Source organism: Paramesorhizobium leguminum (assembly GCF_003217235.1).
GTDB classification, from domain to species: Bacteria; Pseudomonadota; Alphaproteobacteria; order Rhizobiales; family Rhizobiaceae; genus Paramesorhizobium; species Paramesorhizobium leguminum.
Map to the genome: position 1 here is coordinate 53299 of NZ_QJTF01000018.1, position 26008 is coordinate 79306.

27 protein-coding genes, 1 tRNA gene and 1 pseudogene are annotated in these 26008 nt (G+C 59.0%); 18 read left to right on the forward strand and 11 right to left on the reverse strand.

The features are described from left to right. Positions 1-82: 82 nt before the first annotated feature. From C7477_RS14285 to C7477_RS19250, 3 genes and pseudogenes are all read left to right on the forward strand, one after another. Positions 83-1180, forward strand: a complete 1098-nt coding sequence (locus C7477_RS14285) for a FecCD family ABC transporter permease (RefSeq protein WP_110753368.1) — start codon at positions 83-85, stop codon at positions 1178-1180. 8 nt (positions 1181-1188) lie between these two features. Beyond that, positions 1189-1980, forward strand: a complete 792-nt coding sequence (locus C7477_RS14290) for a heme ABC transporter ATP-binding protein (protein WP_110753414.1) — start codon at positions 1189-1191, stop codon at positions 1978-1980. Positions 1981-1988: 8 nt separating this feature from the next. Beyond that, positions 1989-2093, forward strand: a pseudogene (locus C7477_RS19250) (TetR/AcrR family transcriptional regulator); the annotation flags it as partial. Between the two features lie 16 nt (positions 2094-2109). Here C7477_RS19250 and C7477_RS14300 read toward each other — a convergent pair. Then, entirely contained in the window at positions 2110-3030 is a 921-nt protein-coding gene (locus C7477_RS14300) for a LysR family transcriptional regulator (protein ID WP_110753370.1), read from the reverse strand. Between the two features lie 111 nt (positions 3031-3141). Here C7477_RS14300 and C7477_RS14305 point away from each other — a divergent pair, with 111 nt between their 5' ends. Both C7477_RS14305 and C7477_RS14310 read left to right on the forward strand, forming a co-directional pair. Beyond that, the gene (locus tag C7477_RS14305) at positions 3142-3933 is read left to right on the forward strand and encodes an SDR family NAD(P)-dependent oxidoreductase (protein WP_110753372.1); all 792 of its coding nucleotides are present in this window, start codon (positions 3142-3144) and stop codon (positions 3931-3933) included. Positions 3934-3953: 20 nt separating this feature from the next. Next, positions 3954-4799: a type 1 glutamine amidotransferase domain-containing protein gene (locus C7477_RS14310; RefSeq protein ID WP_110753374.1), complete on the forward strand. Its 846-nt coding sequence runs from the start codon at positions 3954-3956 to the stop codon at positions 4797-4799. A gap of 83 nt (positions 4800-4882) precedes the next feature. Here the strand turns inward: C7477_RS14310 and rirA are convergent, their stop codons facing one another. Both rirA and C7477_RS14320 read right to left on the reverse strand, forming a co-directional pair. After that, positions 4883-5347, reverse strand: coding sequence for an iron-responsive transcriptional regulator RirA (gene rirA / locus C7477_RS14315; protein ID WP_110753376.1), 465 nt, complete (start codon positions 5345-5347; stop codon positions 4883-4885). A 185-nt stretch (positions 5348-5532) separates the two neighbouring features. Further along, positions 5533-5796, reverse strand: coding sequence for a hypothetical protein (locus tag C7477_RS14320; protein ID WP_110753378.1), 264 nt, complete (start codon positions 5794-5796; stop codon positions 5533-5535). A 257-nt stretch (positions 5797-6053) separates the two neighbouring features. On the opposite strand from C7477_RS14320, the gene C7477_RS14325 reads away from it, so the two are divergent. Beyond that, positions 6054-6641: a BA14K family protein gene (locus tag C7477_RS14325; protein WP_110753416.1), complete on the forward strand. Its 588-nt coding sequence runs from the start codon at positions 6054-6056 to the stop codon at positions 6639-6641. A gap of 77 nt (positions 6642-6718) precedes the next feature. On the opposite strand, the gene C7477_RS14330 is transcribed toward C7477_RS14325, so the two are convergent. After that, positions 6719-7204 (reverse strand): RidA family protein, encoded by a 486-nt coding sequence (locus C7477_RS14330; protein WP_110753380.1) that lies wholly within the window; start codon positions 7202-7204, stop codon positions 6719-6721. Between the two features lie 147 nt (positions 7205-7351). Here C7477_RS14330 and C7477_RS14335 point away from each other — a divergent pair, with 147 nt between their 5' ends. Further along, positions 7352-8044 carry a TetR/AcrR family transcriptional regulator gene (locus C7477_RS14335; RefSeq protein WP_110753382.1) on the forward strand — a complete coding sequence of 231 codons (693 nt, stop codon included), beginning with the start codon at positions 7352-7354 and terminating at the stop codon, positions 8042-8044. Between the two features lie 238 nt (positions 8045-8282). Here the strand turns inward: C7477_RS14335 and C7477_RS14345 are convergent, their stop codons facing one another. The 7 genes from C7477_RS14345 to C7477_RS14375 form a co-directional block, all read right to left on the reverse strand. Then, positions 8283-9458, reverse strand: a complete 1176-nt coding sequence (locus C7477_RS14345) for a GIY-YIG nuclease family protein (RefSeq protein WP_110753384.1) — start codon at positions 9456-9458, stop codon at positions 8283-8285. Then, positions 9451-11514: a DEAD/DEAH box helicase gene (locus C7477_RS14350; RefSeq protein WP_110753386.1), complete on the reverse strand. Its 2064-nt coding sequence runs from the start codon at positions 11512-11514 to the stop codon at positions 9451-9453. Before C7477_RS14350 ends, C7477_RS14345 begins: the two co-directional genes overlap by 8 nt. A 76-nt stretch (positions 11515-11590) precedes the next feature. Then, positions 11591-12622 carry a RhuM family protein gene (rhuM, locus tag C7477_RS14355; RefSeq protein ID WP_110753388.1) on the reverse strand — a complete coding sequence of 344 codons (1032 nt, stop codon included), beginning with the start codon at positions 12620-12622 and terminating at the stop codon, positions 11591-11593. Next, positions 12619-15381: a class I SAM-dependent DNA methyltransferase gene (locus tag C7477_RS14360; protein ID WP_110753390.1), complete on the reverse strand. Its 2763-nt coding sequence runs from the start codon at positions 15379-15381 to the stop codon at positions 12619-12621. Before C7477_RS14360 ends, rhuM begins: the two co-directional genes overlap by 4 nt. A 179-nt stretch (positions 15382-15560) precedes the next feature. Continuing rightward, positions 15561-15758 carry a type II toxin-antitoxin system HicA family toxin gene (locus C7477_RS14365; protein ID WP_110753392.1) on the reverse strand — a complete coding sequence of 66 codons (198 nt, stop codon included), beginning with the start codon at positions 15756-15758 and terminating at the stop codon, positions 15561-15563. Further along, the gene (locus C7477_RS14370; protein ID WP_245411849.1) at positions 15758-16081 is read right to left on the reverse strand and encodes a DUF1902 domain-containing protein; all 324 of its coding nucleotides are present in this window, start codon (positions 16079-16081) and stop codon (positions 15758-15760) included. The genes C7477_RS14365 and C7477_RS14370 overlap by 1 nt, the downstream gene beginning before the upstream one ends. Positions 16082-16106: 25 nt before the next feature. Then, positions 16107-16196, reverse strand: a tRNA-Ser gene (locus C7477_RS14375). A gap of 379 nt (positions 16197-16575) precedes the next feature. Here C7477_RS14375 and C7477_RS14380 point away from each other — a divergent pair. The 11 genes from C7477_RS14380 to C7477_RS14430 all read left to right on the forward strand — a co-directional run bounded on the left by C7477_RS14380 (position 16576) and on the right by C7477_RS14430 (position 25806). Beyond that, positions 16576-17823: a septal ring lytic transglycosylase RlpA family protein gene (locus tag C7477_RS14380; protein WP_110753421.1), complete on the forward strand. Its 1248-nt coding sequence runs from the start codon at positions 16576-16578 to the stop codon at positions 17821-17823. Between the two features lie 173 nt (positions 17824-17996). Beyond that, a complete protein-coding gene (locus tag C7477_RS14385) occupies positions 17997-19151 on the forward strand; it encodes a D-alanyl-D-alanine carboxypeptidase family protein (RefSeq protein WP_110753394.1) in 1155 nt (384 codons plus the stop codon). A 35-nt stretch (positions 19152-19186) separates the two neighbouring features. Continuing rightward, complete coding sequence (gene tmk / locus C7477_RS14390) at positions 19187-19885, forward strand: dTMP kinase (protein WP_110753423.1); 699 nt, start codon at positions 19187-19189, stop codon at positions 19883-19885. After that, positions 19882-20949: a DNA polymerase III subunit delta' gene (locus tag C7477_RS14395; RefSeq protein ID WP_110753396.1), complete on the forward strand. Its 1068-nt coding sequence runs from the start codon at positions 19882-19884 to the stop codon at positions 20947-20949. The genes tmk and C7477_RS14395 overlap by 4 nt, the downstream gene beginning before the upstream one ends. A gap of 53 nt (positions 20950-21002) precedes the next feature. Further along, a complete protein-coding gene (locus C7477_RS14400; protein WP_110753398.1) occupies positions 21003-21278 on the forward strand; it encodes a ribbon-helix-helix domain-containing protein in 276 nt (91 codons plus the stop codon). Then, complete coding sequence (locus C7477_RS14405; RefSeq protein WP_110753400.1) at positions 21265-21609, forward strand: type II toxin-antitoxin system RelE/ParE family toxin; 345 nt, start codon at positions 21265-21267, stop codon at positions 21607-21609. Before C7477_RS14400 ends, C7477_RS14405 begins: the two co-directional genes overlap by 14 nt. Before the next feature lie 93 nt (positions 21610-21702). Next, positions 21703-23259, forward strand: a complete 1557-nt coding sequence (gene metG / locus C7477_RS14410; protein WP_110753402.1) for a methionine--tRNA ligase — start codon at positions 21703-21705, stop codon at positions 23257-23259. Between the two features lie 12 nt (positions 23260-23271). Further along, complete coding sequence (locus C7477_RS14415) at positions 23272-24069, forward strand: TatD family hydrolase (protein WP_110753425.1); 798 nt, start codon at positions 23272-23274, stop codon at positions 24067-24069. Then, a complete protein-coding gene (locus C7477_RS14420) occupies positions 24062-24874 on the forward strand; it encodes an MBL fold metallo-hydrolase (protein ID WP_110753404.1) in 813 nt (270 codons plus the stop codon). The genes C7477_RS14415 and C7477_RS14420 overlap by 8 nt, the downstream gene beginning before the upstream one ends. 71 nt (positions 24875-24945) lie before the next feature. Then, positions 24946-25362 (forward strand): MarR family winged helix-turn-helix transcriptional regulator, encoded by a 417-nt coding sequence (locus C7477_RS14425; protein ID WP_110753427.1) that lies wholly within the window; start codon positions 24946-24948, stop codon positions 25360-25362. Between the two features lie 45 nt (positions 25363-25407). Next, on the forward strand, positions 25408-25806 hold the full coding sequence (locus C7477_RS14430) for a tautomerase family protein (RefSeq protein WP_110753406.1): 399 nt from the start codon (positions 25408-25410) through the stop codon (positions 25804-25806). Positions 25807-26008: the final 202 nt, after the last annotated feature.

A 26008-nucleotide genomic window follows, 5' to 3' on the forward strand; every position in this document is an offset into this window, starting at 1 on the left:
CGACCGGCTACACAAGCCCGAGGATGACGGGTGGAGTGGCGGGGGAGATGTCCGGCAGGACAGAGGGGGGTACTGCCGCGCCATGCTGAAACGAAACGAATTCGTCGATACCTTCTCTGACGAGGCAAGGCACAAGCGCGGCGACCGCTCCAATACCGCCCGCGCCGCGATTGGCCTCCTCGCGATACTACTGGTCCTGACCATGCTTTTCAGCCTCACCGCGGGCGCATCGGATGCATCCGCCTTGGGGCTCGTCAAGCACTGGCTGTTCCCGTCGATGGAAGAACTATCCCAGCGCGACCGCATCATCGTCATGGACATCCGCCTCCCGCGCATCATCCTCGGTGTGCTGATCGGAGCGGGGCTGGCCGTTTCCGGCGCGGTCATGCAGGGGCTTTTCCGCAATCCGCTGGCTGATCCCGGTCTGATCGGCATTTCCTCAGGCGCCAGCCTTGGCGCGGTCAGCGTCATCGTTCTGGGCGGGAGCGTGCTGGCGCCGGTCGCGGCCATCTTCGGCATCTTCACGCTGCCGGTCGTGGCATTTCTCGGCAGCCTGATCTCGACATTCCTGCTTCATGGCATCGCCACCAGACGCGGCCAGACATCCGTTGCCACCATGCTTCTGGCCGGAATAGCGCTCACCGCGCTGGGAATGGCGCTGACCGGAGCGCTTATCTACATGGCCGACGACCGGCAATTGCGCGACCTGACATTCTGGCAGCTCGGGTCGCTGGCTGGAGCAACCTGGACCAAGATCGCCGCATCCGGCCCGATCATCGCGCTGGCGCTCGTCGCCGCGCCGTTTCTTGCGCGTGGCCTCAATGGGCTGGCGCTGGGGGAAGCCTCGGCCAACCATCTGGGCATTCCGGTGCAACGGCTGAAGAATATCGCCATCGTCACGGTCGCCGCGGCGGTCGGCGCATCCGTCGCGATGAGCGGCGGCATCGGCTTCGTCGGCATCGTCGTGCCGCATCTCCTGCGCCTGGTTATCGGCCCGGACAATCGCTATCTGCTGCCCGCATCCGCGCTGCTGGGCGCGATCCTCCTGCTATTGGCCGATGCCGTGAGCCGCACCATCGTCGCGCCGGCGGAACTGCCCATCGGCATCGTCACGGCACTCGCCGGCGCTCCCTTCTTCCTCTGGATTCTGCTGCGCCGTCGCGGAATCGTCGACCTTTGAGCGAGATCATGATCGAAGCGAAAAATCTCTCGGTCGCTATCGGCAAGAAGCGGATCATCGAGAATGTCGATTTCACCGCAAGGCCGGGCGAACTGACGGCCATCGTCGGGCCGAATGGTTCCGGCAAGACCACGCTGCTCCGCGCGCTTTCCGGCGATCTGCCTTTCACCGGACATGCGTCGATCAACGGCAAGCCGTTCGAGATGCTGAAGCCATGGCAGATGGCAAGCTTGCGGGCGGTGCTGCCGCAGGCAACCACGCTCGCTTTCCCCTATATGGTGCGTGAGATCGTACGCCTCGGCCTCACCAGCGGCTATTCAGGGGCCAGCCCGCACAATATCGAATCCCTGCCGGACCGCGCGCTGGCGATGGTCGATCTCGAAGGTTTTGGAGGCCGATTTTATCAGGAACTGTCAGGCGGCGAGCAGCAGCGCGTGCAATTGGCCCGCGTGCTCTGCCAGGTCTGGCAGCCCGTGCTCAACGGCGAGCCGCGCTTTCTCTTTCTCGATGAACCGGTGTCGAGCCTCGACATCAAGCACCAGCTCATCATCATGCGCATCGCCAAAAGTTTCGCGGAGAGGGGCGGGGGTGTGATCGCCATCCTGCATGATCTGAACTTGACGGCGATGTTCGCCGACCGGATCGTGATGATGCATCGGGGCCGGATCGATGCAGCGGGAAATCCCGCCGACATGTTGTCGGATGAGCGCATCCTGCGCGTTTACGAATGCGCCATGAAGGTCGGCGTATTGCCCGTCGGCGGCACGCCTTTCGTTTTGCCGCAATCAGCTCTGTTTTAGCCGCATGATCTCATGCGGCGGCGACCGGAGATATTACGGCCGCGCAAGCAAAGGACGAACTCTTCGAGACAATCATTGCCATGGTGAAAAGAGGCGCCGGCGGCCGATTCTGAGCTGACGAAGCGAGCCTTAAGCTTTCCCCTTGAGAAGCGGCGTTTCATCCAGCGCCTCGACCATATATTCGATGAAGGCGCGCACGCGGTGCGGTAGCGGGCCGCCGCCGATATAGATGGCGTGAATCAATTCGAGGTCGCCGGGATTGAAATCTTCCAGCAGGGGCACGAGCCTGCCCGCGGCAATATCCGCTGCGACGTGGAACAGCCCCAGCCGTGCAATGCCTGCCCCGGCAAGGACCATTTGCTTCATGGTCTCGCCATTGTTGATGACAAGCCTTCCCGTGACTGCCTGCGTAATTTCCCGGCCCTCATACCGGAACGGCCAGGAGGGGCGGGCGCGGCGAAAGTTAAAGGTCAGGCAATCATGGCGTTCGAGATCAGCCGGCGTTGCTGGTGTTCCGGCGTGGTCGAGATAGCCGGGGGCGGCGCAGATGATGCGCCGGCTTTGACCTAGCTTTCGCGCAATCAGGCCGCTGTCCGGCAGGTTTCCTGTGCGGATGGCGACATCCGTCTTTTCCGCAACCAGATCGACGATCCCGTCGGTAAAGCTGAGATCGACGATCAAATCGGGATTGCGCGCCATGAACGCGGGTATGGCAGGCGCAACAAACATCGTGCCGAACGGTATGGTGGTGTTGACCCGCAGCCGCCCGCGCACGGCACCGCCCGACGCTTCCTGATCGGCATCGTTCAGCGCCTGCAAGATTTTGAGCGCGGCATGATGATAGGCCTCGCCTTCTTCGGTCAATGTCAGCGCGCGCGTGGTGCGCACCAGAAGGCGCGCGCCGAGCCGTGTTTCGAGGCGCGCGATCAGCTTGCTCACCGCCGACGGCGTTATGTCGAGGCTGCGGGCGGCAGCGGAGAAACCGCCTTCCTGCACGACACGCGCGAACACCTCCATCTCACCTGACCGTTCCATCAGAATGCGCGGCATTGATGATCTCCATTCACAGGTGCATGTCCGGCAGAGGCAATAGTTCTTGTTGTTCTCAAACCATAGATATCTCTCAGACACAATCTGGCAGACACAATCTGGAGACTGCTCATGGATATGCAACTGACCGGCAAGACAGCCCTTGTCACTGGAGCCACAGCCGGCATCGGGCTGGAAATTGCCCGCGCGCTCGCCATTGAAGGCGCGAACGTCGTTATCACTGGCCGCGATCAGGCCAAACTCGATAATGCGATTGCCGAGATTGAGTCATCCGGCGGCGCAAAGGCTAGCGGTATCGTGGCCGACGCCGCCACCACCGAAGGCGCGGCAATCATCGCCAAGACCACCCCGGCGGTCGATATTCTCGTCAACAATCTCGGTATCTATGAGAGCAAGCAGTTCGGCGATATTACCGATGCGGACTGGAACCATCTGTTCGATGTGAACGTGATGAGCGGTGTGCGGCTTTCACGTGCTTACCTCCCGGGTATGCTGGAGCAAAACTGGGGCCGGATCATCTTCATCTCCAGCGAATCCGGCCTCGCCATTCCGTCCGACATGATCCATTACGCGACGACGAAAACGGCGCAGCTCTCGATCTCGCGCGGCTTGGCGCAACTGACGCGCGGCACCAACGTAACGGTCAATGCCGTACTACCGGGGCCGACGCGTTCTGAAGGCATAGAGGCGTTCCTTCGCAGCCAGGCGAGCGATCCTGCCGCTCCAATCAAGGAGATCGAGGCGGAATTCTTCGCAACGGCTCGCTCATCCTCGATTTTGCAGCGCATGGTGGAAGCGGAAGAGGTCGCAAACCTCGTCACCTATCTCGCCAGCCCGCGTTCATCTGCCACCAATGGCGCTGCGCTGCGCGCCGAAGGCGGCCTCGTCAACACCATCGCGTAAATATGAAAGAGACAGAACCAATGAAACAACTCCGCACCATGGCCCTCTCGCTTGGCCTGGCCCTCAGCACCGCCGGCGGCGTCCAAGCCGCGAATGTGCTTGTGGTCCTTTCCGACTCCGACCATCTCGATTTGAAAGACGGCAAGGTCTTTCAGACCGGCGTCTATCTCAACGAACTGATGCAGCCGGTGCAGGCGCTTCTCGAAGCCGGCCATGAAATCACCTTCGCCACGCCGAAGGGCATGGCGCCTGCGGTGGACAAGACCTCCATCGACAAGATGTATTTCGGCGGCGACGAGGCTGCCATGAAGGCGAGCGAAGCGAAGCTTGAGGAACTTGGCTTGTTGTCCCGTGAGAAGTCGCCCGTCGTCAGCCTCGCGCGGATAGAGCAGATCGGCTACGACCGTTTCGATGCGGTCTATGTTCCGGGCGGCCATGCGCCGATGCAGGATTTGCTCGTCAGCCCTGAGCTTGGCAGGCTGCTCACGCATTTTCACGAGAAGGGCAAGACGACCGCGCTGACCTGCCATGGCCCCATCGCGCTTATCTCCACATTGCCGGATGCGAAGGGTTTCACTGAGCAGCTAGCAACTTCGGGAGCCGCCAAGACGGACGGCAAATGGATCTATGCTGGCTACAAGCTCACCGTTCTCAGCAATGAGGAAGAGGAAATCGCCAAGGGATTGCTGAATGGCGGCCAGATGAAATTCTATCCGCAGACGGCACTCGAACAGGCCGGCGCGCAGCATAGCAAGGCCGAAAAACCTTTCGCCGCGCATCTCGTGACGGACCGTGAATTGATCACCGGCCAGAACCCGGCTTCGGCCCCAGCTGTCGCCGAAGAGATGCTGAAGCGCCTCAAATAGGCATTTGATGAGTGCAAACGAAAATGAAACGCCTCCTCGCGGGGCGTTTCATTGCTTTAAAAGAACTATCGCCGCGAACCGCTTTATCCCGCCGCCAGTTGCGGCTGTAGTTCCTCGATGCCGAGGAGCGAGCGGACGTTCGGTCGCGCCTTGATAAGGTCGGCGATCGTATATTTCGCCAGCACCTCGAAGAAGGCGCCAAGCGCCTCGCGCAGCGCGGAATTGAGGGCGCAGCTATCGATGAGCGGACATTCGGCGCCGCCATCCACCTCGAAGCATTCCGCCATGGCGAAGCTCTCCTCCGTCACGCGGACCACATCGAAGACGGTGATAGCCGCCGCCGATTTGCCAAGCCGCACACCGCCGTTACGGCCGCGCACCGTCTCCACCAACCCGTTTTCCACGAGCGGCTGCAGGATTTTGAACAGAAACAGCTCTGAAACGGAATAGGCCTTCGCAATATCCGGAACGCGGCTCAGGCGACCATCATTGGCCGCGCAGTACATCAGCATTCGAATCGCGTAATTGGTCTGGCGGGTGAGGCGCATGGGAATGATCCTTGTTCTCTCGGGCCTTCCGGCGTGCGCCGAACCGTGCCTATTTTAGAACTGTTCTGAAAAGAATATATGAAATTTTTTCTCATCTTTAAAGGCAAAAATTGCGTGATTTTGCTAAAATGATGTCCTCGCCTGGCGTGGAACGCAGGCGAAGATGGACATGATTTTTGAGAGAGCTAAAATGACGCTGGAAACTTCCGCACCGCTCGCCGCCAGAAACTGAACCGTTTGCGGCGCCGCGTGATCGTCATGCTGAAATCTTCCGAAACCAGGTAATCCCCGGGACACATTTCCGACATCCCGCGTCCGGTGAGGGACGCAACGACATCATCGGGAAGACGCTTGTGGCACGTCGCCTGGTGGATATCGGCTTCCGCTTCCCGTTGCGCGCGGATAAGCGCCGACAGGGCATCACGCCTATGCGTTTCATGCGGATGCATGATCGTATCTCCCGATATAATGTATTAACCAATCTTAACGCACCCAAACCGGCGGAGGTTCCCAATAACACCGGCAAAGGGATCACCTTTTAGGACATGAAGTAATGTTTGCTGTTCCTACTTGTGCGTATTGCCATTTTTAGTCAAATTTCCTGCATTCCTGTAATATAGGTAGTGTTCGTGGTGCATATTCATCATGTGTTCATCAAGGCTGGATGAATCTGTCCGCAGAGGAGATTCGCTCGATGGAGTTCGTCATGAAAAGGTTTTTATCAGCAATTTGTGCCGGGGCGGTCGGCTTGGCCGTCGCCTTCACGTCAATCGTTCCGGTGAACGCGGCTCCGCTGCTGGCGCCGCGGATCGAGACAGATTCGAATGTCACCCAGATCCAGCACCGTGAATGGCGGCATGGCTCGCGCCATTCGAGCAGGCGAGACTGGGGCGGCAGGCGCGACTGGCGCGGTGGGCGAGATTGGGGTGGCGGGAGAGGCTGGCATCATGGTCGCCCCGGTTGGGGCCGGCCCGGATGGGGCAGGCCCGGCTATTCCGGTTGGGGTCGTCCGGGTTGGCGCCATGGATACCGTCCCGGCTATTGGGGCGGCTACCGTGGCTATCGGTATTACCGGCCTGGATACCGGCGCTATAATGACGGATGGTGGTACCCGCTGGCCGCATTCGGCCTTGGCGCGGCAATTATTGCCAACCAGCCGACTCGTGTAGTGCCGGCCTATGGCAGCGCGCATGTCCAGTGGTGCGCCAGCCGGTATCGCTCCTATCGCGCTTATGACAACACCTACCAGCCCTACAACGGCCCGCGCCGCCAGTGCTATTCCCCTTATAGCTGAGGTCGGAAGGAGCGGGCTTGCAAAAGGCGGCTCTTCGGAGCCGCCTTTTCGTATTGGTCGCATTGCAATTCGAGCGACTAATCCAGCATGACCACGGCCTCCACCTCGAAGAGCATGGGGTCGATTGCAAGCTTGGGAACGGGAACCAGGGTCTGCGCCGGCAGCGCATCGCCGAACATTTCCTTGACGTTCTTGCTCAAAACCTCAAGCTTGGACATATCATGATCGACCACGAAGACCGTGAGTTTGGCGACCTGATCCGGCCTGGCGCCGAGCGCATCGAGGGCGGTGCGCAAATTGGCGTAGGCCTGCTTAACCTGGACGGCGAAGTCGGGCGACAAGGCGCCTGTGCTATCCTGGCCGCCTTGGCCGGAAATGTAGGCCACCCGGACGTTGGAGGGGATGATCACCGCCGTGCTGTAGCCATTCGGCGATGGGTCGTAAAGGTTTTGCGGATTGACGATGGTCAGCTTGAGATCCTTCTCATTCGCTGTTGCCGCAGTGGGAATTCCCATGGTCATGATGATTAATCCTCCGATAAGCTGATGCTTGGCGCGTAACATGTTTTTTCTTTGGCTCTGTGGACGGCGAGTGATCTCGTACGTCATACGAGTCAATTGCATCGTACATCGTACGAGTCAATCGTTCAGGATCGACATTCATCGCGTAGCCGGTCAAAATCGAAAGTTGCGAACAGTGAGGAAATTCGGATGGCAGCCAAACGTAGCGATGCCCGGAGCAAACAGTCTCAACGGATAGATGAGCCGCTCCAGCCAGAGCAGGGGCCACACGGCGAGCCGCCTCTCTCCCGCGAACGCATCGTGGCGATTGCGGTGGAGCTGCTGGACGCTGAGGGAACCGGCGGCTTGACGATGCGCCGGCTGGCCGATCGTCTCGGCTCAGGCGTGATGAGCCTGTATTGGCATGTCGATAACAAGGAGGACGTCTTCGACCTCGCGCTCGATTCGGTGCTCGAATATCGCGAACCGCCGCAAGCAATTGCGTCCGGCGATTGGCGCGAAGAGGTGGTTCAAATGCTGGGAGACTGGCGCGCCGGCATGTTGCGCCATCCCTGGTCGGCATCGCTGTTGCCGCGCCGGGCTCTGGGCCCGAACATCCTCGGTCGCCTGGAACTACTAGGCAACGCCTTGTCTAGAGCCGGCGTGGCGGATGCGGATCTGAACGTCGCGATATGGTCGCTGTGGAACTATGTGATGGGCGCCACCATCACGCGGGCGAACTTCGACGTGCCGGACCACGAAAGGGCCGCCGCGCAACAGCGCCTTGAGCATCTCGGCGAACGCTACCCTACAATCGAACGCTCCCGCCTGTTGCTGGATGATGATTGGGATGGTGTTTTCCGCAGAGGCCTCGATTTTTTGCTCGATGGCCTTGTGCCTTAAGAATTGAAATATTGGCGAGGCAGTACCCCCTCTGCCCTGCCGGGCATCTCCCCCTCAAGGGGGGAGATTACGCCTTCATGGCGCTCGCCACCAATCGCAGACGTTACAGAATAGATGCCGGGACTCGTGTAAGCCAATCTCCCCCCTTGAGGGGGAGATGCCCGGCAGGGCAGAGGGGGGTATTTAGCGATTTCGTTAAAACAATAACCGCTCCAATGGCGCCGGCGCTTTCACGATATCAAATCACCTTCAACCTCGCTTCCGCGGGGTCGTACTCATACCCCGTGATGGTGCCGTCCTTTACCCTCGCCACGACCTCGTCGATGACGTGTAGCGGCACCAGGTACCATTCCTTTGGCTTCACCGGATTGCCGAACCGGTCCTGGATAATCAGGTCAAGGCGCGCTGGAGAAAGCACGCGGTGCAGGACGTGCTCCAGCTTCGCCCGGTTGATGTTGAAAAGCTTGTACGTCGCGACGACTTCGACATCCGCAAGAAGATACGTGGAATCGAGCGCCGCCTGCGCAATCCGGCTCTCGACGGCGCCTCCGGTAACGCCGAGCTTGTGAATAAGCTCGCGGTGGGCGGCGATGTCGGGGTGATCCGACTTGCTGCGCAGCACGTAGATGGTGCCGCTTTCGAGGTCTTCGTCTTCGGCGGCCCCGCCGAACAATGGCCCGGCGCTTGGGTCTGTAATTCGACGGCCGGCCTCGTCCTTGTATAGCGCGCGCTGGAGGGACCTGCGTAAAAGATTGCTCTCGGTTCCGTTGGAATAAATGACCCGAAGCCTCGCATCATATTCGCCGTTTGGCGCTTTGATGGTTTCCCCCATGTCGGCGACATAGGCGATTTGCCCACCCAATATGAAGAATTCACCTTTCCTGATTGCCGCATCTTCGCCAAAGCGCCGTGTCTCGCGGGCTGCACTGTCGAGGTCTTCCTTCACGCGTGCGAACAACGGCTTGAACGTTTCGAAGTCTGCGCAAGGTGTCCGGTCCGCAACTTCCTCCGCCGCTCGAACTTCGGCGCGAGGCTTCACATGCGTCAGCTCTGTCAGGTCGACGCCGCCCGCCGGCTCGATCCCTAGTTCGGCCAATAACGCATCGTCATCCATCTCCTCGCTGGTTTCGCCAGCGGCAGGAGCCGCCAGCAAGCCATGGTGGTCGAAATCCCTCAGCAGCGAACGGCAGTCCTCCTGCGCGCGGAGCTGGTCCAGCCGCACGGCATAGAGGCGCTCGAAGATGTCGCGTCCCTCGCCATGCCGGGGCGCGCGGCCATGTTCCTCGCGGAACCGGACGATGTCCTCGAAGCCCGCGATGATCCGCTCCTCGCGCGGTGTCCTTGCGCTCTGCTTCTTTGCCTCTGGTGCCGCGCCGAGTTCGGCCAGCAGGTCTTCGTCCGAAATATCAACCATTATTCCGCTGCTCTACATGCTGTCTGAATGCCAACACACCTTCCGCCAGCAGCTTCTCAAACGGATCGGCGGCGGCGATATCGGGTACGCGGCCACGCTCCTTTATGAACAAGCGCGCGCGAAGGGCATATTCCCTGGCTTCATCGTAGGGCATACGGATCTTTTTGGAGGCAATCACCGTTGAAACCTGCTTCAAGGTCTGTTCGTTCATGGATTTCGCAAGGATCGAATAGGCGGCCTCGAAGGGGTTGATCTTGTCGATCATGTCGATGTCGAGATTGCGGACATCGGTGACGAATTTCCGGACGCCGTCAATCAGCGCCGAGCCGCCCGTCAACTGTCCGGATTCTTCCAATTGGGTCGCGATAGATTTTGCCTTCTGCGTCAGGTTCAAGGCCGCGATGGCATGTTGCCGGATGGCTTCCTGATCGATGTCGCTGAGTTCAGGATAACGATCCCTAACGATCTTGCCCATTCGGATTTGGGTCAGTTCCTCCGGCACGGTCTCCTCATCGAACAAGCCTTTCTCAAGCGCGGGCTTGTCCTGAACGAAGGCCGTGATGACCTCGTTGAGGTCTTCCTGGCATATGCGCCTGGCCTCGATGCTCTGCGGCGTCACCAGGCCGTTGATCTCGAAATGGAACTGGCCGGTTTTATGATCGAAGCCGACATTCGTGCCGAAGGTGTCATAGCCGTTCTCGCCATAGTCGAAATCCGGCAGCGGGCCGCTATCGACGTTCTTGGGCGTCATTTTATGGCGCGGCGCCAGCACCTGTTCCATCAACAGGCTGGCGGCGATGGCCTTCAGCATGTCGTTGACGGCATCCACCACGACTTCTTCGCTCGCGTCAGGTTCAGCGATCAGGTTGGTGAACCGCGCCGAAATCTTGCCGGGAGCGTCGCGGGTGGCGCGGCCGATGATCTGGATAATCTCGGTCAGGCTGGCGCGATAGCCCACCGTCAGGGCATGTTCGCACCAGATCCAGTCAAACCCTTCCTTGGCCATGCCGAGCGCGATGATGATATCCACGTGATCGCGGTTGTTCTTATGGCTGGGGTCTTTCAGCGCCGTGACAACTTTGTCCCGCCGCGCCGGCTCGTCATCGACGAGGTCGGCGACCCTGATGAGACGCCCGTCCGCCGACCGCACCAGATGGAACCCGGTTTGGGGGTCTTCGCCCTCCCAGGCGCCGAGCGCGTCCATGATCTCGTTGACCTCCTTCACCTTGTCCTTGGTGCTCTCGCGGGAGTTCACGTTCGGTATGTGAACGATCGTCTTGAGATCAGGGTCGAGAACCTTTGTGATGGCCTCCAGATAGCGGCCGGAATAGAAGAAATAGCCGATATCCAGCGATTTCAAATGATCGTAGCCGTTGAGCTGCTCATAATAGGTGTAGGTGACGGTGACGAATTTGGATTCATCCTGCGGCGCGAGCACGGCCTCGGCATCGCCGCGAAAGTAGCTTCCGGTCATGGCGACCAGATGGACCCGATCGCGAGCCAGGAACTTGCCCAGCTGCGCGCCGAGCTTGTTGTCCGGGTTCGAGCTCACATGGTGAAACTCATCCACCGCGATCAGGCAATCGTCGAAGGCTTCGATCCCAAGCTCTTCGACGGCGAAGCGGAAGGAGGCGTGGGTGCAGACCAGCACCCGGTCCTCGCTCGCAAGGAACTGGCCGACCGCCTTGACCTTGGATTTGGCGACGGAATTGTTCTCTATGCCGACGACGTTGCACAAGTTCCACTGTGGCTTCACCGTCCAGTCGGCCCAGAAGCCATATTTCGAAAGCGGCTCATCGGCAAAGCTGCCGCCGATGGACCGTTCCGGCACGACGATAACAGCCTTGCGAACATTCTGGTTGTAAAGCTTGTCGAGCGCGATGAACATCAGCGCCCGCGATTTGCCCGATGCCGGGGGCGATTTGATCAGCAGATATTGCTCGCCGCGATGCGCATAGGCGCGCTCCTGCATGGTGCGCATGCCCAGTTCGTTGGGTTTGGAAGAGGAGCCATTGCGGGCATAGGTGACGGAGACGGAGGGGATGGAGTTGGTCATGCTAAAGGTGCACCATGGATTACTTTGTCAAAATGCTGCGAAGGCACCGGTGGACGGCGTCTTGCCGTTTTATAAATCAACGGCGCGGCGTCTTCGGTAGCTTTTTTGCTTCTTTCGCCAAGGCAGCAATTCGTTCATCGGCTTCCTGTTGCCGTTCAAGCTTTCGCTGCGTGCTGAATTTTTCATATTGCTCTTCAGCAAACTCCTTCGCATCGGAAGCTTGAATTCGTCCGCCCGTGCGCAATACGGTTCGCCCCAGCTGCTGCAATTGCTGATCCAGGAGATTTTGGGCGTCTTGCATCACGACAAGCCTGCCCATGTCGAGTTGATCTTCAAAAATATCGAGGAGAATGGTGGTTAGCCTATTCAACTCCTTGATTTCCGCTTCGGCCAGATAGTTCTTCGACACCCGGACATCATTCTTCCTGATGTTGTCATTAGGCCATGTTCGCAGCCCCATATTATCGGCCTTGTGGTCGGCCCGTGTCGCGATTATCTCAGCCGGGGTATGGGATGTGACCGCATAGACTAGCTTGGCTTGTGTCCGTTGATAGAACTCGCGAGCGGCATCGGTGGTGCCATCATAGTCTTGGCACATGGCGCAGATTCTGCGAAGCTCGCGATAGACATTGGCTTCGTCCGAGCGGATATCGCGAATAATTTCGCGAAGTTCGGCCACCCTGTCTGCATTTTGCGGCTGCTTGAGGCGAGGGGTATCCACCACGAAACCCGTCTTCGCGAACTGGACCAGGACGCCGGTTGCCCAACGGCGAAAGACCGTGGCTTGCGCGGACGAGACGCGATAGCCCACCGAAATCACCATATCGAGGTTATATAAGGTGGCAGGCCGTCCGGTAGTTGTTTGCACTTTTTGCAAAGAAGTCGATTCGTCCAGCTCGCCTTCCTCGAAAATATTGGCGATGTGCCGTGAAATCGTGGACACATCCCGTCCAAAGAGTTGGCCGATTTGCGCTTGCGTCATCCAAAGGGTGTCGCCCTCGTATCGTATGTCGAGCCTAAGCCCCTTGTCGGTGCCATAAACGAGGAACCTGTCGCCGGTCTCGGCATCCTCTATCAGACGCACCGGCTCGTTTTCATTGTCGCTCATGCCTTCCCCCTTTTTGCCCGTGAACCTACCATCTTCGTATAAAGCTCGAACAGCTTTTCAAGCCGCTCGGTATCATTGCGGAAGCGGCGTCCGATGTAGATGCGCTCCAGCGCTTCGTCGTTGCGCTCGTGGGCGGCGCGTAAGTTGGCGGGCATGGTGGCGGGATCGTAGAGATCGGCGATTGTAGCGGGGAAATGCGCTTCGCGAGCAAGCAGGATGTCTTCGGCGCAGCGGGTGAGGTCGGCTTTGTTGTTTTCGGTGAGGGGCGGGACGGGGAAGGTGTTCCAGCCGAGGGTGTTGGAGTAACGGTAACGCGTTTCAAGCTTTCCGCAGACAATGGCGATCCAGACCAGATGCAAGCGCGAGGCGATGATGCCCAAGTTCCAGAGCGGGGCATCGTAGAGGGCGAAGGCGAGATTGCTAACCGTGGAACGGTTATCGATAAGCCCAACAGGAAGATATTCACGAGCCTCGGAGGAAACGCCGGGTAATATGATTGTATGCTCAGATCCTGCGTACATTTCCCTGAATTGATGCGGACGGGAGGCCATTTCATTGGCACTCGTGTCGCGGCTAGCCAACCGCATGGCTTGCACATTTTCAATACGCTGCCGGATTTCGGATAGCTGTTGCGCCTCCGCTAAATGCTCGTCCTCAATCCATAAGCAATGACGTTCTAACCCACGAATAAATTCGGCTGAACCATAGATACGCCTGACAAATCGGTTCCGCTGGTCGGGTGTTAGATCAAGCTCTCCAAGCTCGGATGACGATAGCAATAAATTTCCGCCATCGACAGGTTTGTTGCCGAAATCCATTGGAGCCAACTCACCGATGGGCTTGCTGCATTTGTCTACGATTACGTTCGGACCGGCCACCAGATAAGCATTGATGTAATTTGCTTCTACAGCAATAGCCTTGCTGTCGTTGGTAGTAGAGAACAATCGGCGGTCGCTCCCCGCATGACTCGAAATCCCGACAATCGCCACCGTCACGCCCGCATTATGGCTAGCGAGGTTGGCCCATTTGAAGCTGGTATGCGCGAAGGTGATTTCGTGTCCCGTCTCGAAAATCAGCGGCCAGAGGATCGGCACCTGCTGCCCCTGGCAGATCGAATTGGTGGAGACGAAGGCGGCCGCCGCATTGGTATGCGTGCCGTAATCCGCCGCCTTCATGAACCAGCCCGCCACATAATCGAGCGATTTCCAGCTTTTCGTGCGCCGCTCGAAGATCGCGCCCAGATCGGATTTCTGTTCCTGGCTCTGCCAGGTCGAGCCCAGATAGGGCGGGTTGCCGCAGACATAGGTTTCGCCGCCCTCGTTCTCAAAATCGATCTGCGGCTGATCCAGCGGCGTGTGAAACAAATCGTCCGCGTGAAGCTTCACGCCCGTCCCCGTCGATGGACAAACACTCAGCCAATCCAGCCGCAGCGCATTTCCGCAGACAATCCAGTTCTCCGCATCCAGCGGCAGGAACTCCAGCAGGGCTTCCTTCTGGCCGCGATAGAGCACATCGCACTGGTATTCAGCGATAATCAGGGCAAGGCGGGCGATTTCCGCGGGGAAATCCCGCAGCTCGATGCCGCGGAAGCTTTTGAGCGAGATTTCGGAGCGGCGGTCGGGTTCGCCGCGACGCTTGTTGATCTCGGCTTCGATCTCGCGCATCTGCTTATAGGCGATCACAAGAAAATTGCCGGACCCGCAAGCCGGGTCGAAAACCCTGATGTTCGACATGCGTTTGCGCAGGTTCAGCAACATGCGCGCGTTCGTGCCGGCTTCTTCCAGTTTCGCCCTGAGATCATCCAGAAACAGCGGGTTCAGAACCTTCAAAATATTCGGCACGCTGGTGTAATGCATACCGAGCGCGCCGCGCTCGTCGTCATCGGCGACAGCCTGGATCATCGAACCGAAGATATCGGGGTTGATCAGCTTCCAGTTCAGCCCGCCGATATGGAGAAGATAGGACCGCGCGATCCTGCTGAAGCGCGGCACCTCGGTGCTGCCGGAAAACAGGCCGCCATTCACATAAGGAAAGCCGTTCGCCCATCTTGGCAGGTCAGCCTTGGCGCGATCCTCGCGCCTGGTGTTCATCGCCCGGAAAAGCGCGCTGATGACTTCGTGCGTGTTCGAGGAATCGCGCTCGCTCATCTGGTCGATGGTGGCGGTGAACACGCCTTCGCCATTGAAAATATCGGTATCTTCCGCGAAAAAACAGAAGATCAGCCGCGCCATGAAATGGTTCATGTCCGGGCGGCGCGCCGCCGTCGCCCACACGGGGTTGTCCTTGAGAAGCTCGACATAGAGCTTGTTCAAACGTCCGGTGGCGCGGATATCGAACGAGCTTTCACGGATCTGCTTGACGGTGGTGATCCCCGCCAGACTCAAGAAGAAGCCGAAATGATCCGGGAATTTCGCATAGTCGCAGGCGACGGTCTCGCCGCTGGCGAGGTCTTCGGCCTCGAATGAAACGCCATCGGTGGCGAGAATGAACTTGACTTTGTTCGACGCGGTCTTGGGGCTGCCCCGCAGCGCGACCAGCGTTTCGCCGACCATTCCTTCGGAGCAGACGGCGATATGGATATTGCTTTTCTGCAGAACGCCGCCCGGAACATCCGACGCATTCGCCGATGCCGTCCGCAGCCGCTTGATCGTCGTCTCCTTGTTGCCGAAGGCGGCAAGAAAGGCGAACGGAAACTCCCTGGCGTCAAACGGCTGGCTGGCGAGTTCGGATACGGCTTCCTCGATCTCGACGGCATTCATGCTGCGCTTCCCCCATGCTTATGCGTGTCCGGCCCATTATGGTTGAGAACAGGCCGTTGTTGGATCGATCAATAACGGATCAGGGTTCGGTCGTCACCGGCCAATCGGGAGGTGGGTGCGGGTGAGGTTAGGGCGGTTTCTGTTTTGACGGAATCGCCTGGCGATCCGTCAAAACCGCTCTAGAATTTTTTGTTGATCCCCGCCTGCTTCATAACGGCATTGGCGGTATGGCGGGACAACGAGCCCTTATCGACTGTGAAATTCCGGCCGCTTACCGGGCTGTGCCATATCTCATGATCCCCCTTGCCATGGCGAACGAAAGTGCAATCATTGGCTTTGAGAACATCAATTATTTGCGAATAAAAACCCTTCACCATCAGCGTGCGTGAGCATCGGCCATGCGGAATTGCGACATGATGCAGATATCCAGCAAGTCGCCGGGATGAACATGCTCGTCAAGCAGCTGCGCATTATCTTCCAGAAGCTCCGGCGCAACCGCAACAATGCGCTTCATGAGCGTATCGAGGTCTGGAGCTTCCGTTACAAGGCCGGGAATATCATCGCTAAAAGCGACCCAAACGCCTGCCTCTTCGTCCCACTGCGCCGTGACAAGATATCTCTTGTGCATATTGAGACCTCCAATTCCAATCAGAATGATATCAAACTGGCAAGTTGCTTTTTCAATGGCGTCGCGAGCCAAACGCCCACTCATTAGACGACTTAAATGGCGGAGGGGGTGGGATTCGAACCCACGGTACGGTCTCCCGCACGCCGGTTTTCAAGACCGGTGCCTTAAACCGCTCGGCCACCCCTCCAACCGGATGACTTGACTTGGGTACGACCCAGCCATTTGTCATCGCCGCCTGTTTACAGTCTGTGAGCCACCGGCGTCAACGCCGTCAACCTGTTGTTTCAACCGCTTCATTAAAATTGTAGCGGCGGACCTTGCCAAGCGGGCCGAGTCATTAAACACTGCTCGAATGGTTTTGCATCGTTGTTTCGCCACCGGAAGGCCACATTGTTTTAATGTCGTGTCAATCAATCGATGGCAAGAGTTTAAAGTAGACGGGTTGGACACCATCAATAATCGCGCTAAGGCGTGGTACTGCAATGGTTTGTGAAGACGGGGGCGGCCACTTGACGGCTGAAGATCATGTATTGACCGGATACCGGGCAGGGCGCTTCAATTTGCGCATGGCCGGTGTTGTCATTCTCGGCGCCTGCGTTGCCGCATGTGCCGCGCCGCAGCCCAAATCGAAGAGCAAGCCTCGCCCCAAGGAATATTTCGCCGAATCCGAATATGGGGTGAAGGCGAGCCCGCGCGTCATATCGAATGCTGTTTTGAGCCTGACCAATGCTGTTTCGAAAATGCCGCGTGGTGGCGGCCGCGATCAGGTCGGCAAGCCCTATCAGGTGAAGGGCAAGTGGTACTATCCCAAGGAAGAGCCCGGCTATACGCGTACCGGCAAGGCTTCCTGGTATGGTTCCGCCTTCCACGGGCGGCTGACGGCCAATGGCGAAGTCTATGACATGGCCCATCTTTCCGCCGCGCATCCGACGATGCCGCTGCCCAGCTATGCGCGCGTTACCAATCTTGCCAATGGCAATTCGGTCATTGTCCGCGTGAACGATCGCGGCCCTTACGCCCATGACCGGGTTGTCGACCTCTCGCAGCGCGCCGCGGAAATGCTCGATTACCAGCATCACGGCACGGCGAATGTGAAAGTGGAATATGTTGGCCGCGCGCCGCTTGAAGGGCGCGACGACGAGTTTTTGATGGCCTCGTTCCGTAACGGTTCCGATCCCATCGGCCAGCCCGCGAGCGGCGTCATGATCGCGATGGCCGGGCCGACGCCGACCGCGCCGATGCCCGGATCGCGTCCGATACCTGCGATGATGAACCAGCCCCTGATGACGGGTACGGCGGCGCCGATACCCGGCGCTGGCGAGGGCGTCTTGCAGCCGCCATCCATGCCGCAATATCCGGGCACCGTCGGCGCGGGCGATCCGGTGCTGCCGGCCATCGGGCCTATCGTTACGGAAAGACCCGCTGCTCTCTACGGCATTGCCCGTGCGAGAGGCCTTGATGGCAGTTCCGCGCTCGCCGGCTATGCGGATGAGCGTATAGCGGCCGCAAGTGACGTCCGAACGCTCGCTTATGCAAGCGTGCTGACGCCTTCGGCAATCTCCGATGCCTGGAAAAAGCTTGGTGTGGCGCCGTCCGATGGCGGCGAATATATCGACGCCGGTTTCTTTGGCGACAAGGCGGAAGCCGATCGCATCGCCGCCAAGCTGGTTCAGTACGGCAAGATCAGACGCATGAGCGTGCCGACCGAAAACGGCGAGCTTTATGGCATAACGCTCGCCGGAAGCAGCGATGCCATGCTGAAAGCAGCTTGGGCGGCTGGTGCCACCGACGCTTTCGTGGTTCGCCCGGAATAGAGCATGATCCCGAAAAGTTGCAGACTTTTCGGATAAGATCATGCGAGGCTAAAAATACCACAGTTTAACCCGCGACAGGCTGCTACATGGCATATTGGTCCCGGATCTGAGATGATTCTCGGACCAGATTCCATGCAGGCAAGCGAGGTTGACGTCCGTTGCTCAAACACGCGATGGCTATTCTATTCGGCGTCGTCGCGGTGGTGTTCACCGCCTCGACTGTCATGGCCGCCCAAACCCTGGAAACGAAGGCGCCACACGCCTTGCTGATCGATGAAAAGACCGGGACGGTCCTGTTCTCGAAAAATCCCGACGCGCTTATTCCGCCTGCTTCGCTCGCAAAGCTGATGACGATGGAAGTCGTCTTTAATGCTCTTTCCAAGGGAGAATTGTCGCTCGACCGGACGTTTCCGGTCAGCGAATATGCCTGGCGCACGGGCGGCGCACCGTCCGGCACCTCCACCATGTTCGCCAAGATCAATTCGGCGCCGCGGGTGGAAGATTTGATCCAGGGCGTCATCGTCCAGTCGGCAAATGACGGCTGCATCATCCTGGCCGAGGGCATGGCAGGCAGCGAGGCGCGCTTTGCGGAGCGCATGAATGCCCGCGCGCGTGAGCTTGGCCTGCAAAAATCCATCTTCGTCAATTCCACCGGCTTGCCCGCGCCGGGGCAGAAAGTCTCCATCGCGGAGCTGGTGACGCTTGCCCGCCATATTCACCGGACTTACCCGCAGTTCTATAAATATTACGCGCAGGAAAGCTTCACCTGGAACAACATCACCCAGCGCAACCGCAACCCGCTCCTGCGGCTTGATATCGGCGCGGATGGCCTTGGCACCGGCTACACCGAGGAGTCCGGTTATGCGCTGATCGGCTCCGCCGAGCGCAACGGGCGCAGGCTGTTCGTGGGGCTTAGCGGACTTGCCAGCGACAAGGAACGCGCCGAGGAAGCCCGCAAGCTGATCGAATGGGGAATGAACGATTTCGAGGACGTGCTGCTTTTCCCTGACAATGACCTCGTGGGCGAGGCGGACGTTTATGGTGGAGAGCAATCAGCGGTAAAGCTGCGCACAGGCGACGCGGTCGAGCTTCTGCTCCCCGCAAAGGATCGCCCACCCTTGAAAGCCCGCATCATCTATAATGGTCCCTTGAAGGCTCCAGTCGAGGCTGGCAGCCGGGTGGGCACGCTCCAGATTTCGATGGGGGATGCGCTTATCCAGGAAAGACCGGTTTTCGCCGCGCAAACGGTGCCGGCAGGCGGCATCGGCAAGCAAGCCTTCGACGCCGCGCTTGAGCTTTCCACCGGCTGGATCAGGAAATATCGTTGAAAGAGTGAGTGGTAAATAGTGAATAGTGAATGGAAATGGCCTATTCACCATTCACCATTCACCATTCACCATTCACCGGAGACTCCGTGGCAGGATTGTTCATCACGTTCGAAGGCGGGGAAGGGGCGGGGAAGTCGACACAGATCCGGCGTCTTGCCGCGCATCTTGAGAGCCAAGGCATCGATGTGCTGGTGACGCGGGAACCCGGCGGCTCACCGGGCGCCGAAGCCGTGCGCCATGTCATCCTGAGCGGCGCCGCCGAGGCATTTGGGCCGGCCATGGAGGCGGTTCTGTTCGCCGCCGCCCGCAACGACCATGTGGAACAGGTAATCCGCCCTGCGCTTGCCGCCGGCAAAACGGTGCTCTGCGACCGCTTCATCGATTCGGGCCGGGTCTATCAGGGCGTAACCGGCAGCCTCGATCCTTTTCTCATGGAGGCGCTGGAACGCGTGGCAATCGATGGGACCATGCCCGATCTGACCCTCATCCTCGATTTGCCTGCCAAAAAGGGGCTGGCGCGCGCGATGAAGCGGCGAGGGGAGGAGGCGCCGGACCGCTTCGAGAAGGAGACGCTTGGCCTCCACGAGGCGCGGCGCGAGGCCTATCTCGCCATCGCGGCAACCGAGCCGGAGCGTTGCAGGGTCGTCGAAGCGGACCGGACGGAGAAAGAAGTGAGCGCCGAAATCATCACTATTGTCGACACACTGCTCGAAACCCGAAGGCGGCCTGCATGATCGGCGACTTGAACATTCAGGAAACGCACGATTCCATCGACGGCGTGCCTGCTCCCTCAGCGAATGCTCATCTCGCGGGGCATGAGGACGTCCGCGCCTTCCTCGCCCGCACCTATGGTTCGGGCAAGATGCACCATGCGCTGCTTTTCGAAGGCCCGCGCGGCGTGGGAAAGGCGACGCTGGCCTTTCACCTGGCAGGCCACATGCTCCAATATCCTGATAGCAGCACGCCCCCCGCAGAAATCGCCGCGCCGGATTTTGCAAAGCCGCTTTTCCGGCAGATCGCCGGGGGCATCCACCCCGCCATCCTGCATATCGACCGTCCGCTGGATCAGAAGACGGGCAAGTTCAAGACGGGCATCCCGGTGGAGGAAATCCGCCGGGTTTCCCATTTCCTTGCCCGTACCTCCCATGACGGCGCGTGGCGGATCGTCATCATCGATCCCGCCGACGACATGAACCGCAATGCGGCGAACGCCCTTTTGAAAACGCTGGAGGAGCCACCGGCCCGCGCGCTGTTCATCCTGATTTCGCATTCCGCCGGCCGCCTGCTGCCCACCATACGCTCGCGCTGCCAGACGCTGCAGTTCAAGCCGCTGGAGGCAGCAGCGATGCAAAAGGCGTTGGCCGCGATCGGGCCGGGCATCGGTTTCGATATGGCAGGAGGGGAGGCCTTGATCGAGCGTTCGGAAGGCAGCGTGCGCAAGGCGGCGCTGCTCATCGCCCATGGCGGCCTCGAAATAGCGCAAACGACGGATGCAATACTGGAGAAAAAGCGCTTCGACCTGCCAAAGGCGCAGGCGCTCGCCACCGCCATTGGCGGACGCGAAGCTGAAATCCAGTACGATCTGTTTCTCGATCATGTTCTCGAACGCATCGCCGATCGCGCGCGGCTTCATGCGGAGGAGGGCGCGATACTGCCCGCCAACGCATGGTCGGCCTTCTGGGAGCGGCTCCGCCGGGACATAATCGAGACGCAGGCCTTCAATCTGGACAAGAAGCAGGCGGTTCTTATTTTCATTGAAAAGGCCCATCGCGCGTTTCAAAACGGTGTGCCAGAGTAGGTTGACAAATATGCTACTGAGTAGCAAATTTAACGACTGAAAGGAGACAAACGATGAGCATCAAATCGTCGATCTCGCTGACAGAGCAGCAAGATGCTTTCGCGCGTTCGCTTGTTGAGAACGGGCGATATTCGAGCATGAGTTCCGTTCTTCAGCAGGGGTTGGAACTCCTCCGCCAAAAGACGGAAGCAGAAACCGTGGAAACGGAAGCGCTTCGCGAATTGGTTCAGCGACGATTGAAAGGCCGAATGATTTCCGCAACGGAGATGGAAAATCGTGTCGAAGACATGATCAAACGCAAGCGACGAGCCGTTCGTGTGGATACTTGAATATTCCGAGGAGGCTGAGCGGGATTTTGAGTTGATCTTCGACCATCTGTTCGGCGCCTACATAGAACTTGGAGACTCGATCGAGGGCGGCATAGCGCGCGCCGCCGAACGAGTTCGCAAATTGCGCATCGCAATCGATCAGTTGGTAGACACGCCTTATATCGGAACCTCGCGACCGGATATTCACCCTGATATTCGATTTCTTCGACGAGGCAAGGCGGTTATCTGGTTTTCGCCTATGGAAGAAAGCCGCACAATTATGGTCGTTGCCGTTTTTTATGGGGCGCAGGATCACATCAGGCATATGCTGACGCGTATGCTGCGGCAATAAAGAGCTGAAAGCTAAACCATAGCATTCGCCGCTTACATGGGATATTCCAACCGCGCTATTGAGAAATTTGAGTCAGGTCACGTCAGGTTGAGCATGAGCCGCGAGAAATTCTATATCACCACGCCGATCTTCTATCCGAACGGCAAGCCGCATATCGGCCACGCCTATACGGCCATCGCCACCGATGCGCTGGCGCGTTTCCAGCGGCTGGACGGGAAGGATGTCTTTTTCCTCTCCGGCACGGACGAGCATGGCCTGAAGATGCAGCAGACGGCGGAGAAGGAAGGCCTCACGCCGAAAGAACTCGCGGACCGCAATTCGGCGATCTTCCGCGAGATGCTGGCGACGCTTGGCTGCTCTAACGACGATTTCATCCGCACCACCGAAGAGCGGCACCATAAGGCCTGCCAGGCGATCTGGCAGCGCATGGCCGACAATGGCGATATTTACCTCGACCGCTATGCCGGCTGGTATTCGGTGCGCCAGGAAGCCTATTTCGACGAGAGCGAAACGACTGTCGGTGAGGATGGCGTGCGCCGCGAGCCGCTGGGCTCGCCGGTCGAGTGGAACGAGGAGGAGACGTACTTCTTCCGCCTCTCCGCCTATCAGGACAAACTGCTTGCGCTTTACGAAAGCAATCCGGATTTCGTCGGGCCGGCCGAGCGGCGCAACGAGGTGATGAGCTTCGTGAAATCCGGCCTGCGCGACCTCTCGATCTCGCGCACCACCTTCAACTGGGGCGTTCCCGTTCCCGGCAATGAGAAGCATGTGATGTATGTGTGGGTCGATGCGCTCACCAATTATCTCACCGCAGCCGGGTTCCCCGATACGAATGCGGGAAACTGGAGCTATTGGCCGGCGACCCACATTATCGGCAAGGATATCGTCCGCTTTCACGCCGTCTATTGGCCGGCCTTCCTGATGTCGGCGGGAGTGGACATGCCGAGCCGCGTCTTCGCGCATGGCTTCCTGTTCAACCGCGGGGAGAAGATGTCGAAATCGGTCGGCAATGTGATCGACCCTTTCACCATGGTGGAGCACTACGGGCTCGACCAGGTGCGTTATTTCTTCCTGCGCGAGGTGCCATTCGGGCAGGACGGCAGCTACAGCCATGACGCGATCGTCAATCGCACCAATGCCGATCTCGCCAACGATCTGGGCAATCTGGCACAGCGTTCGCTCTCCATGATCGCCAAGAACTGCGATGGCAAGGTGCCTGAGCCGGGCGTCTTCAGCGATGCGGACAAGGCTATCCTTGACCAGGCAAGCGCAGCGCTGGGCACGGCCAGCAAGGCCATGGCCGAACAGGCGCCGCATCACGCGCTTGCCGCCATTTTCGCGGTTGTTGCCGAGGCGAACCGCTACTTCGCGGGCCAAGAACCATGGGCGCTGCGCAAGACCGATCCGGAGCGCATGGCAACCGTACTCTACGTTACGGCTGAAGTTCTGCGCCGCGTCGCCATTCTGGCACAGCCTTTCATCCCGGGCTCTGCCGCGAAATTGCTCGACATATTGGCGGTTTCGGCGGATCAGCGCAATTTCGCCGATATCGCAAGCGGGACACTCATTGGCGGCGCGCCGCTGCCCGCACCGCAGCCGATCTTCCCGCGCTATGTAGAAGCCGAAAAGCAGGCCAACGGGCAGGATTGATCTAGAATGGCGATGCTTGTCGACAGCCACTGTCACCTGGACTTTCCGGATTTCGCCGAGGAGCGCGACGCTATCGTGCAACGCGCCCTCGACGCCGGCGTGCGCCGCATGGTGACGATCTGCACCCGCGTTCACCGGTTCGACCAGATCCGCGAAATCGCGGAGAGCTACGAGCAAGTCTATTGCTCCGTCGGTACGCATCCCAACAATGCGCATGAGGAGCCGGATATCACCGCCGAAGAGCTGATCCGGCTCGCGGAACATCCGAAAGTGGTTGCGATAGGGGAGGCGGGGCTCGATTATCACTACGATTACGCGCCGCCGGAGGTGCAGGCCAAAAGCTTCCGCGCCCATATCGAGGCCGCGCGTGAGACGGGGCTGCCGCTCGTCATCCATGCGCGCAGCGCCGATGCGGACATGGCGGCGATCCTGACCGAGGAAACAGGGAAGGGGGCTTTCCCCTTCATCCTGCATTGCTTCTCATCGGGCAGGGCGCTTGCAGAAATCGGCATCGCGCTTGGCGGTTACGTCTCCTTTTCCGGCATTCTGACATTCAAGAATTCGGAAGAATTGCGCGAGATTGCCCGGATCGTGCCGCGCGACCGGCTGCTGGTTGAAACCGACGCGCCATATCTGGCGCCGGTGCCACACCGTGGCAAACGCAACGAGCCATCCTTCGTCCGCCATACGGCGGCTGTGCTGGCGCAAACCATCGGCGTAGAAGAAACGGAGTTGGCGCGGATCACAACGGAAAACGTCTTCCGGCTATTCTCCAAAATGCCGAAGCCGGCGGATGGCGAAAATGCCTGACCGCCTCCGCTTCACCATTCTTGGCTGCGGCTCTTCGCCGGGCGTGCCGCGGATCAATGGTGACTGGGGCAATTGCGACCCGAACAATCCCAAGAACCGCCGCCGCCGCACGGCGCTGTTGGTTGAGCGAATTGGGAACGGAGGCACCACGACTGTCGTCATCGATACAGGACCGGATTTTCGGGCGCAGATGATCGATGCGGGAGCAGGGAGGCTCGATGCGGTGGTCTACACGCACGCCCATGCCGACCATATCCATGGCCTCGACGACCTACGCACTTATGTCCTCGATAAACGCGCCCTTATGGATATCTATGCCGACCGCGCGACCCTCGCGCGACTCGATGACTCCTTCGGCTATTGCTTCGAAACGCCGCCAGATTCGAAATATCCGCCGATCCTGAAAGCGCATCAGATCGATGCAGACACGCCGTTTGAAATCGACGGCGCCGGCGGCGCGATCCCGTTTCTGCCGTTGCCGCAAGTGCACGGCGACATCATGTCTCTGGGCTACCGCATCGGCGATGTCGCTTATTGCCCTGATGTCAGCGCCTTTCCGGAAAAGACCGTCCAGCGGCTGCAGGGCCTCGACGTGCTCATCATCGACGCGCTGCAATATCGCCCGCATCCCAGCCATTTCTCGCTTGGAGAAACGCTGGAACAAATTGAGCGCCTCCAGCCCAAACGCGCGATCCTGACGCATATGCACGTGCCGCTCGACTACGATACGGTCATGCGCGAGACGCCTGATCATGTCGAGCCTGCCTATGACGGGCTGCGGTTTGAGGTGAGGGCGGCCGACTAAGCAAATCGCATCCTCGGGAGGGATAGGAATAAAGTGATTGCATATGCAACTATATAATGCTACCATATGCTATGTTTGACGATTGCATCTACTTCAACACGCAAGCGCTTGGCCGGCAACTGGAGCGGGTTTGGACGAGGGCCTTCAAGCCGTTCGACCTGACGCCACCGCAAGGGTTCATGCTGCGTGCGATATTGGATAAGCCAGGAAGGTTGCAAAGTGAACTGGCCGACGAACTGAAGATCGCACGCGCGACGGCAACGCGTGCACTTGATGGGTTGGAGGCACGCGGGCTCGTTGAGAGGCTTCCGACAAAGCGAGACGGGCGCGAATGCGAGATACAGCCGACGCCGAAGGCGCAAGAGATCAAGGACGAACTGAACAAAGCAAGCGGCGAGATCACCAAGAGCCTGAAGGCGCAACTCGGGGCTTCAGAATTCGCGTCCTTTGTGGGGCAGGTAAAGGCGATCTCAGACAAGATCAGGTGAAATTTTATGCGCATATAGTTGCATAGCTAACCATAGGAGGTAATCATGCCCATTCTTAACGTCAAGGTCGGCGCTGCTCGTTCGGATGAATTGACCAGCCAGATAATCAAACTGCTTGCGGAAATCACCGCGGGTATCCTTGGCAAAGACCCAGCCGTTACCGCGGTTGCCATAGACTACGTTGACCCTCGCGATTGGTTCGCCGGTGGCAAGAGTCTCGCCGAACAGGACAAGTCGAGCGTTTATTTCGACATCAAGATCACGGATGGAACCAATACCAAGGACGAGAAGGCCCGGTACGTCCGGGCGGCTTTCGACGGGTTTTCGAAGATACTCGGAAATTTGCACCACGAGAGCTATATTTACGTACAGGATGTCCGCGCTGACGCTTACGGTTATGGCGGCCAGACACAAGAATGGCGCTATCATCATCCATCTGCGTGAGACGGCTATTGGGAATGGGGCAGGTGCGACTCATGCGCAGTTCCTCGGTGAGGTGAGCATTGTTGGCATGTCGCACTTAGAAATAGAATGTATCCGGCTACACGCCATGTGGCGGCGATGTAGAAATGTCCGGTGTTGCGCAAAGTTGAAACGTCACTTTGATCTGCCATACGGCGCGACGGCCAGCCCCGATCTGACCGGC

Excerpts from the sequence above, each read along its gene's own strand:
- C7477_RS14285 (WP_110753368.1), top strand. The coding sequence starts at position 83 with ATGCTGAAACGAAACGAATTCGTCGATACCTTCTCTGACGAGGCAAGG.
- C7477_RS14290 (WP_110753414.1), top strand. The coding sequence starts at position 1,189 with ATGATCGAAGCGAAAAATCTCTCGGTCGCTATCGGCAAGAAGCGGATC.
- C7477_RS14300 (WP_110753370.1), bottom strand. The coding sequence starts at position 3,030 with ATGCCGCGCATTCTGATGGAACGGTCAGGTGAGATGGAGGTGTTCGCG.
- C7477_RS14305 (WP_110753372.1), top strand. The coding sequence starts at position 3,142 with ATGGATATGCAACTGACCGGCAAGACAGCCCTTGTCACTGGAGCCACA.
- C7477_RS14310 (WP_110753374.1), top strand. The coding sequence starts at position 3,954 with ATGAAACAACTCCGCACCATGGCCCTCTCGCTTGGCCTGGCCCTCAGC.
- rirA (WP_110753376.1), bottom strand. The coding sequence starts at position 5,347 with ATGCGCCTCACCCGCCAGACCAATTACGCGATTCGAATGCTGATGTAC.
- C7477_RS14320 (WP_110753378.1), bottom strand. The coding sequence starts at position 5,796 with ATGCATCCGCATGAAACGCATAGGCGTGATGCCCTGTCGGCGCTTATC.
- C7477_RS14325 (WP_110753416.1), top strand. The coding sequence starts at position 6,054 with ATGAAAAGGTTTTTATCAGCAATTTGTGCCGGGGCGGTCGGCTTGGCC.
- C7477_RS14330 (WP_110753380.1), bottom strand. The coding sequence starts at position 7,204 with ATGTTACGCGCCAAGCATCAGCTTATCGGAGGATTAATCATCATGACC.
- C7477_RS14335 (WP_110753382.1), top strand. The coding sequence starts at position 7,352 with ATGGCAGCCAAACGTAGCGATGCCCGGAGCAAACAGTCTCAACGGATA.
- C7477_RS14345 (WP_110753384.1), bottom strand. The coding sequence starts at position 9,458 with ATGGTTGATATTTCGGACGAAGACCTGCTGGCCGAACTCGGCGCGGCA.
- C7477_RS14350 (WP_110753386.1), bottom strand. The coding sequence starts at position 11,514 with ATGACCAACTCCATCCCCTCCGTCTCCGTCACCTATGCCCGCAATGGC.
- rhuM (WP_110753388.1), bottom strand. The coding sequence starts at position 12,622 with ATGAGCGACAATGAAAACGAGCCGGTGCGTCTGATAGAGGATGCCGAG.
- C7477_RS14360 (WP_110753390.1), bottom strand. The coding sequence starts at position 15,381 with ATGAATGCCGTCGAGATCGAGGAAGCCGTATCCGAACTCGCCAGCCAG.
- C7477_RS14365 (WP_110753392.1), bottom strand. The coding sequence starts at position 15,758 with ATGGTGAAGGGTTTTTATTCGCAAATAATTGATGTTCTCAAAGCCAAT.
- C7477_RS14380 (WP_110753421.1), top strand. The coding sequence starts at position 16,576 with ATGGCCGGTGTTGTCATTCTCGGCGCCTGCGTTGCCGCATGTGCCGCG.
- C7477_RS14385 (WP_110753394.1), top strand. The coding sequence starts at position 17,997 with ATGGCTATTCTATTCGGCGTCGTCGCGGTGGTGTTCACCGCCTCGACT.
- tmk (WP_110753423.1), top strand. The coding sequence starts at position 19,187 with ATGGCCTATTCACCATTCACCATTCACCATTCACCATTCACCGGAGAC.
- C7477_RS14395 (WP_110753396.1), top strand. The coding sequence starts at position 19,882 with ATGATCGGCGACTTGAACATTCAGGAAACGCACGATTCCATCGACGGC.
- C7477_RS14400 (WP_110753398.1), top strand. The coding sequence starts at position 21,003 with ATGAGCATCAAATCGTCGATCTCGCTGACAGAGCAGCAAGATGCTTTC.
- metG (WP_110753402.1), top strand. The coding sequence starts at position 21,703 with ATGAGCCGCGAGAAATTCTATATCACCACGCCGATCTTCTATCCGAAC.
- C7477_RS14415 (WP_110753425.1), top strand. The coding sequence starts at position 23,272 with ATGCTTGTCGACAGCCACTGTCACCTGGACTTTCCGGATTTCGCCGAG.
- C7477_RS14420 (WP_110753404.1), top strand. The coding sequence starts at position 24,062 with ATGCCTGACCGCCTCCGCTTCACCATTCTTGGCTGCGGCTCTTCGCCG.
- C7477_RS14425 (WP_110753427.1), top strand. The coding sequence starts at position 24,946 with ATGTTTGACGATTGCATCTACTTCAACACGCAAGCGCTTGGCCGGCAA.
- C7477_RS14430 (WP_110753406.1), top strand. The coding sequence starts at position 25,408 with ATGCCCATTCTTAACGTCAAGGTCGGCGCTGCTCGTTCGGATGAATTG.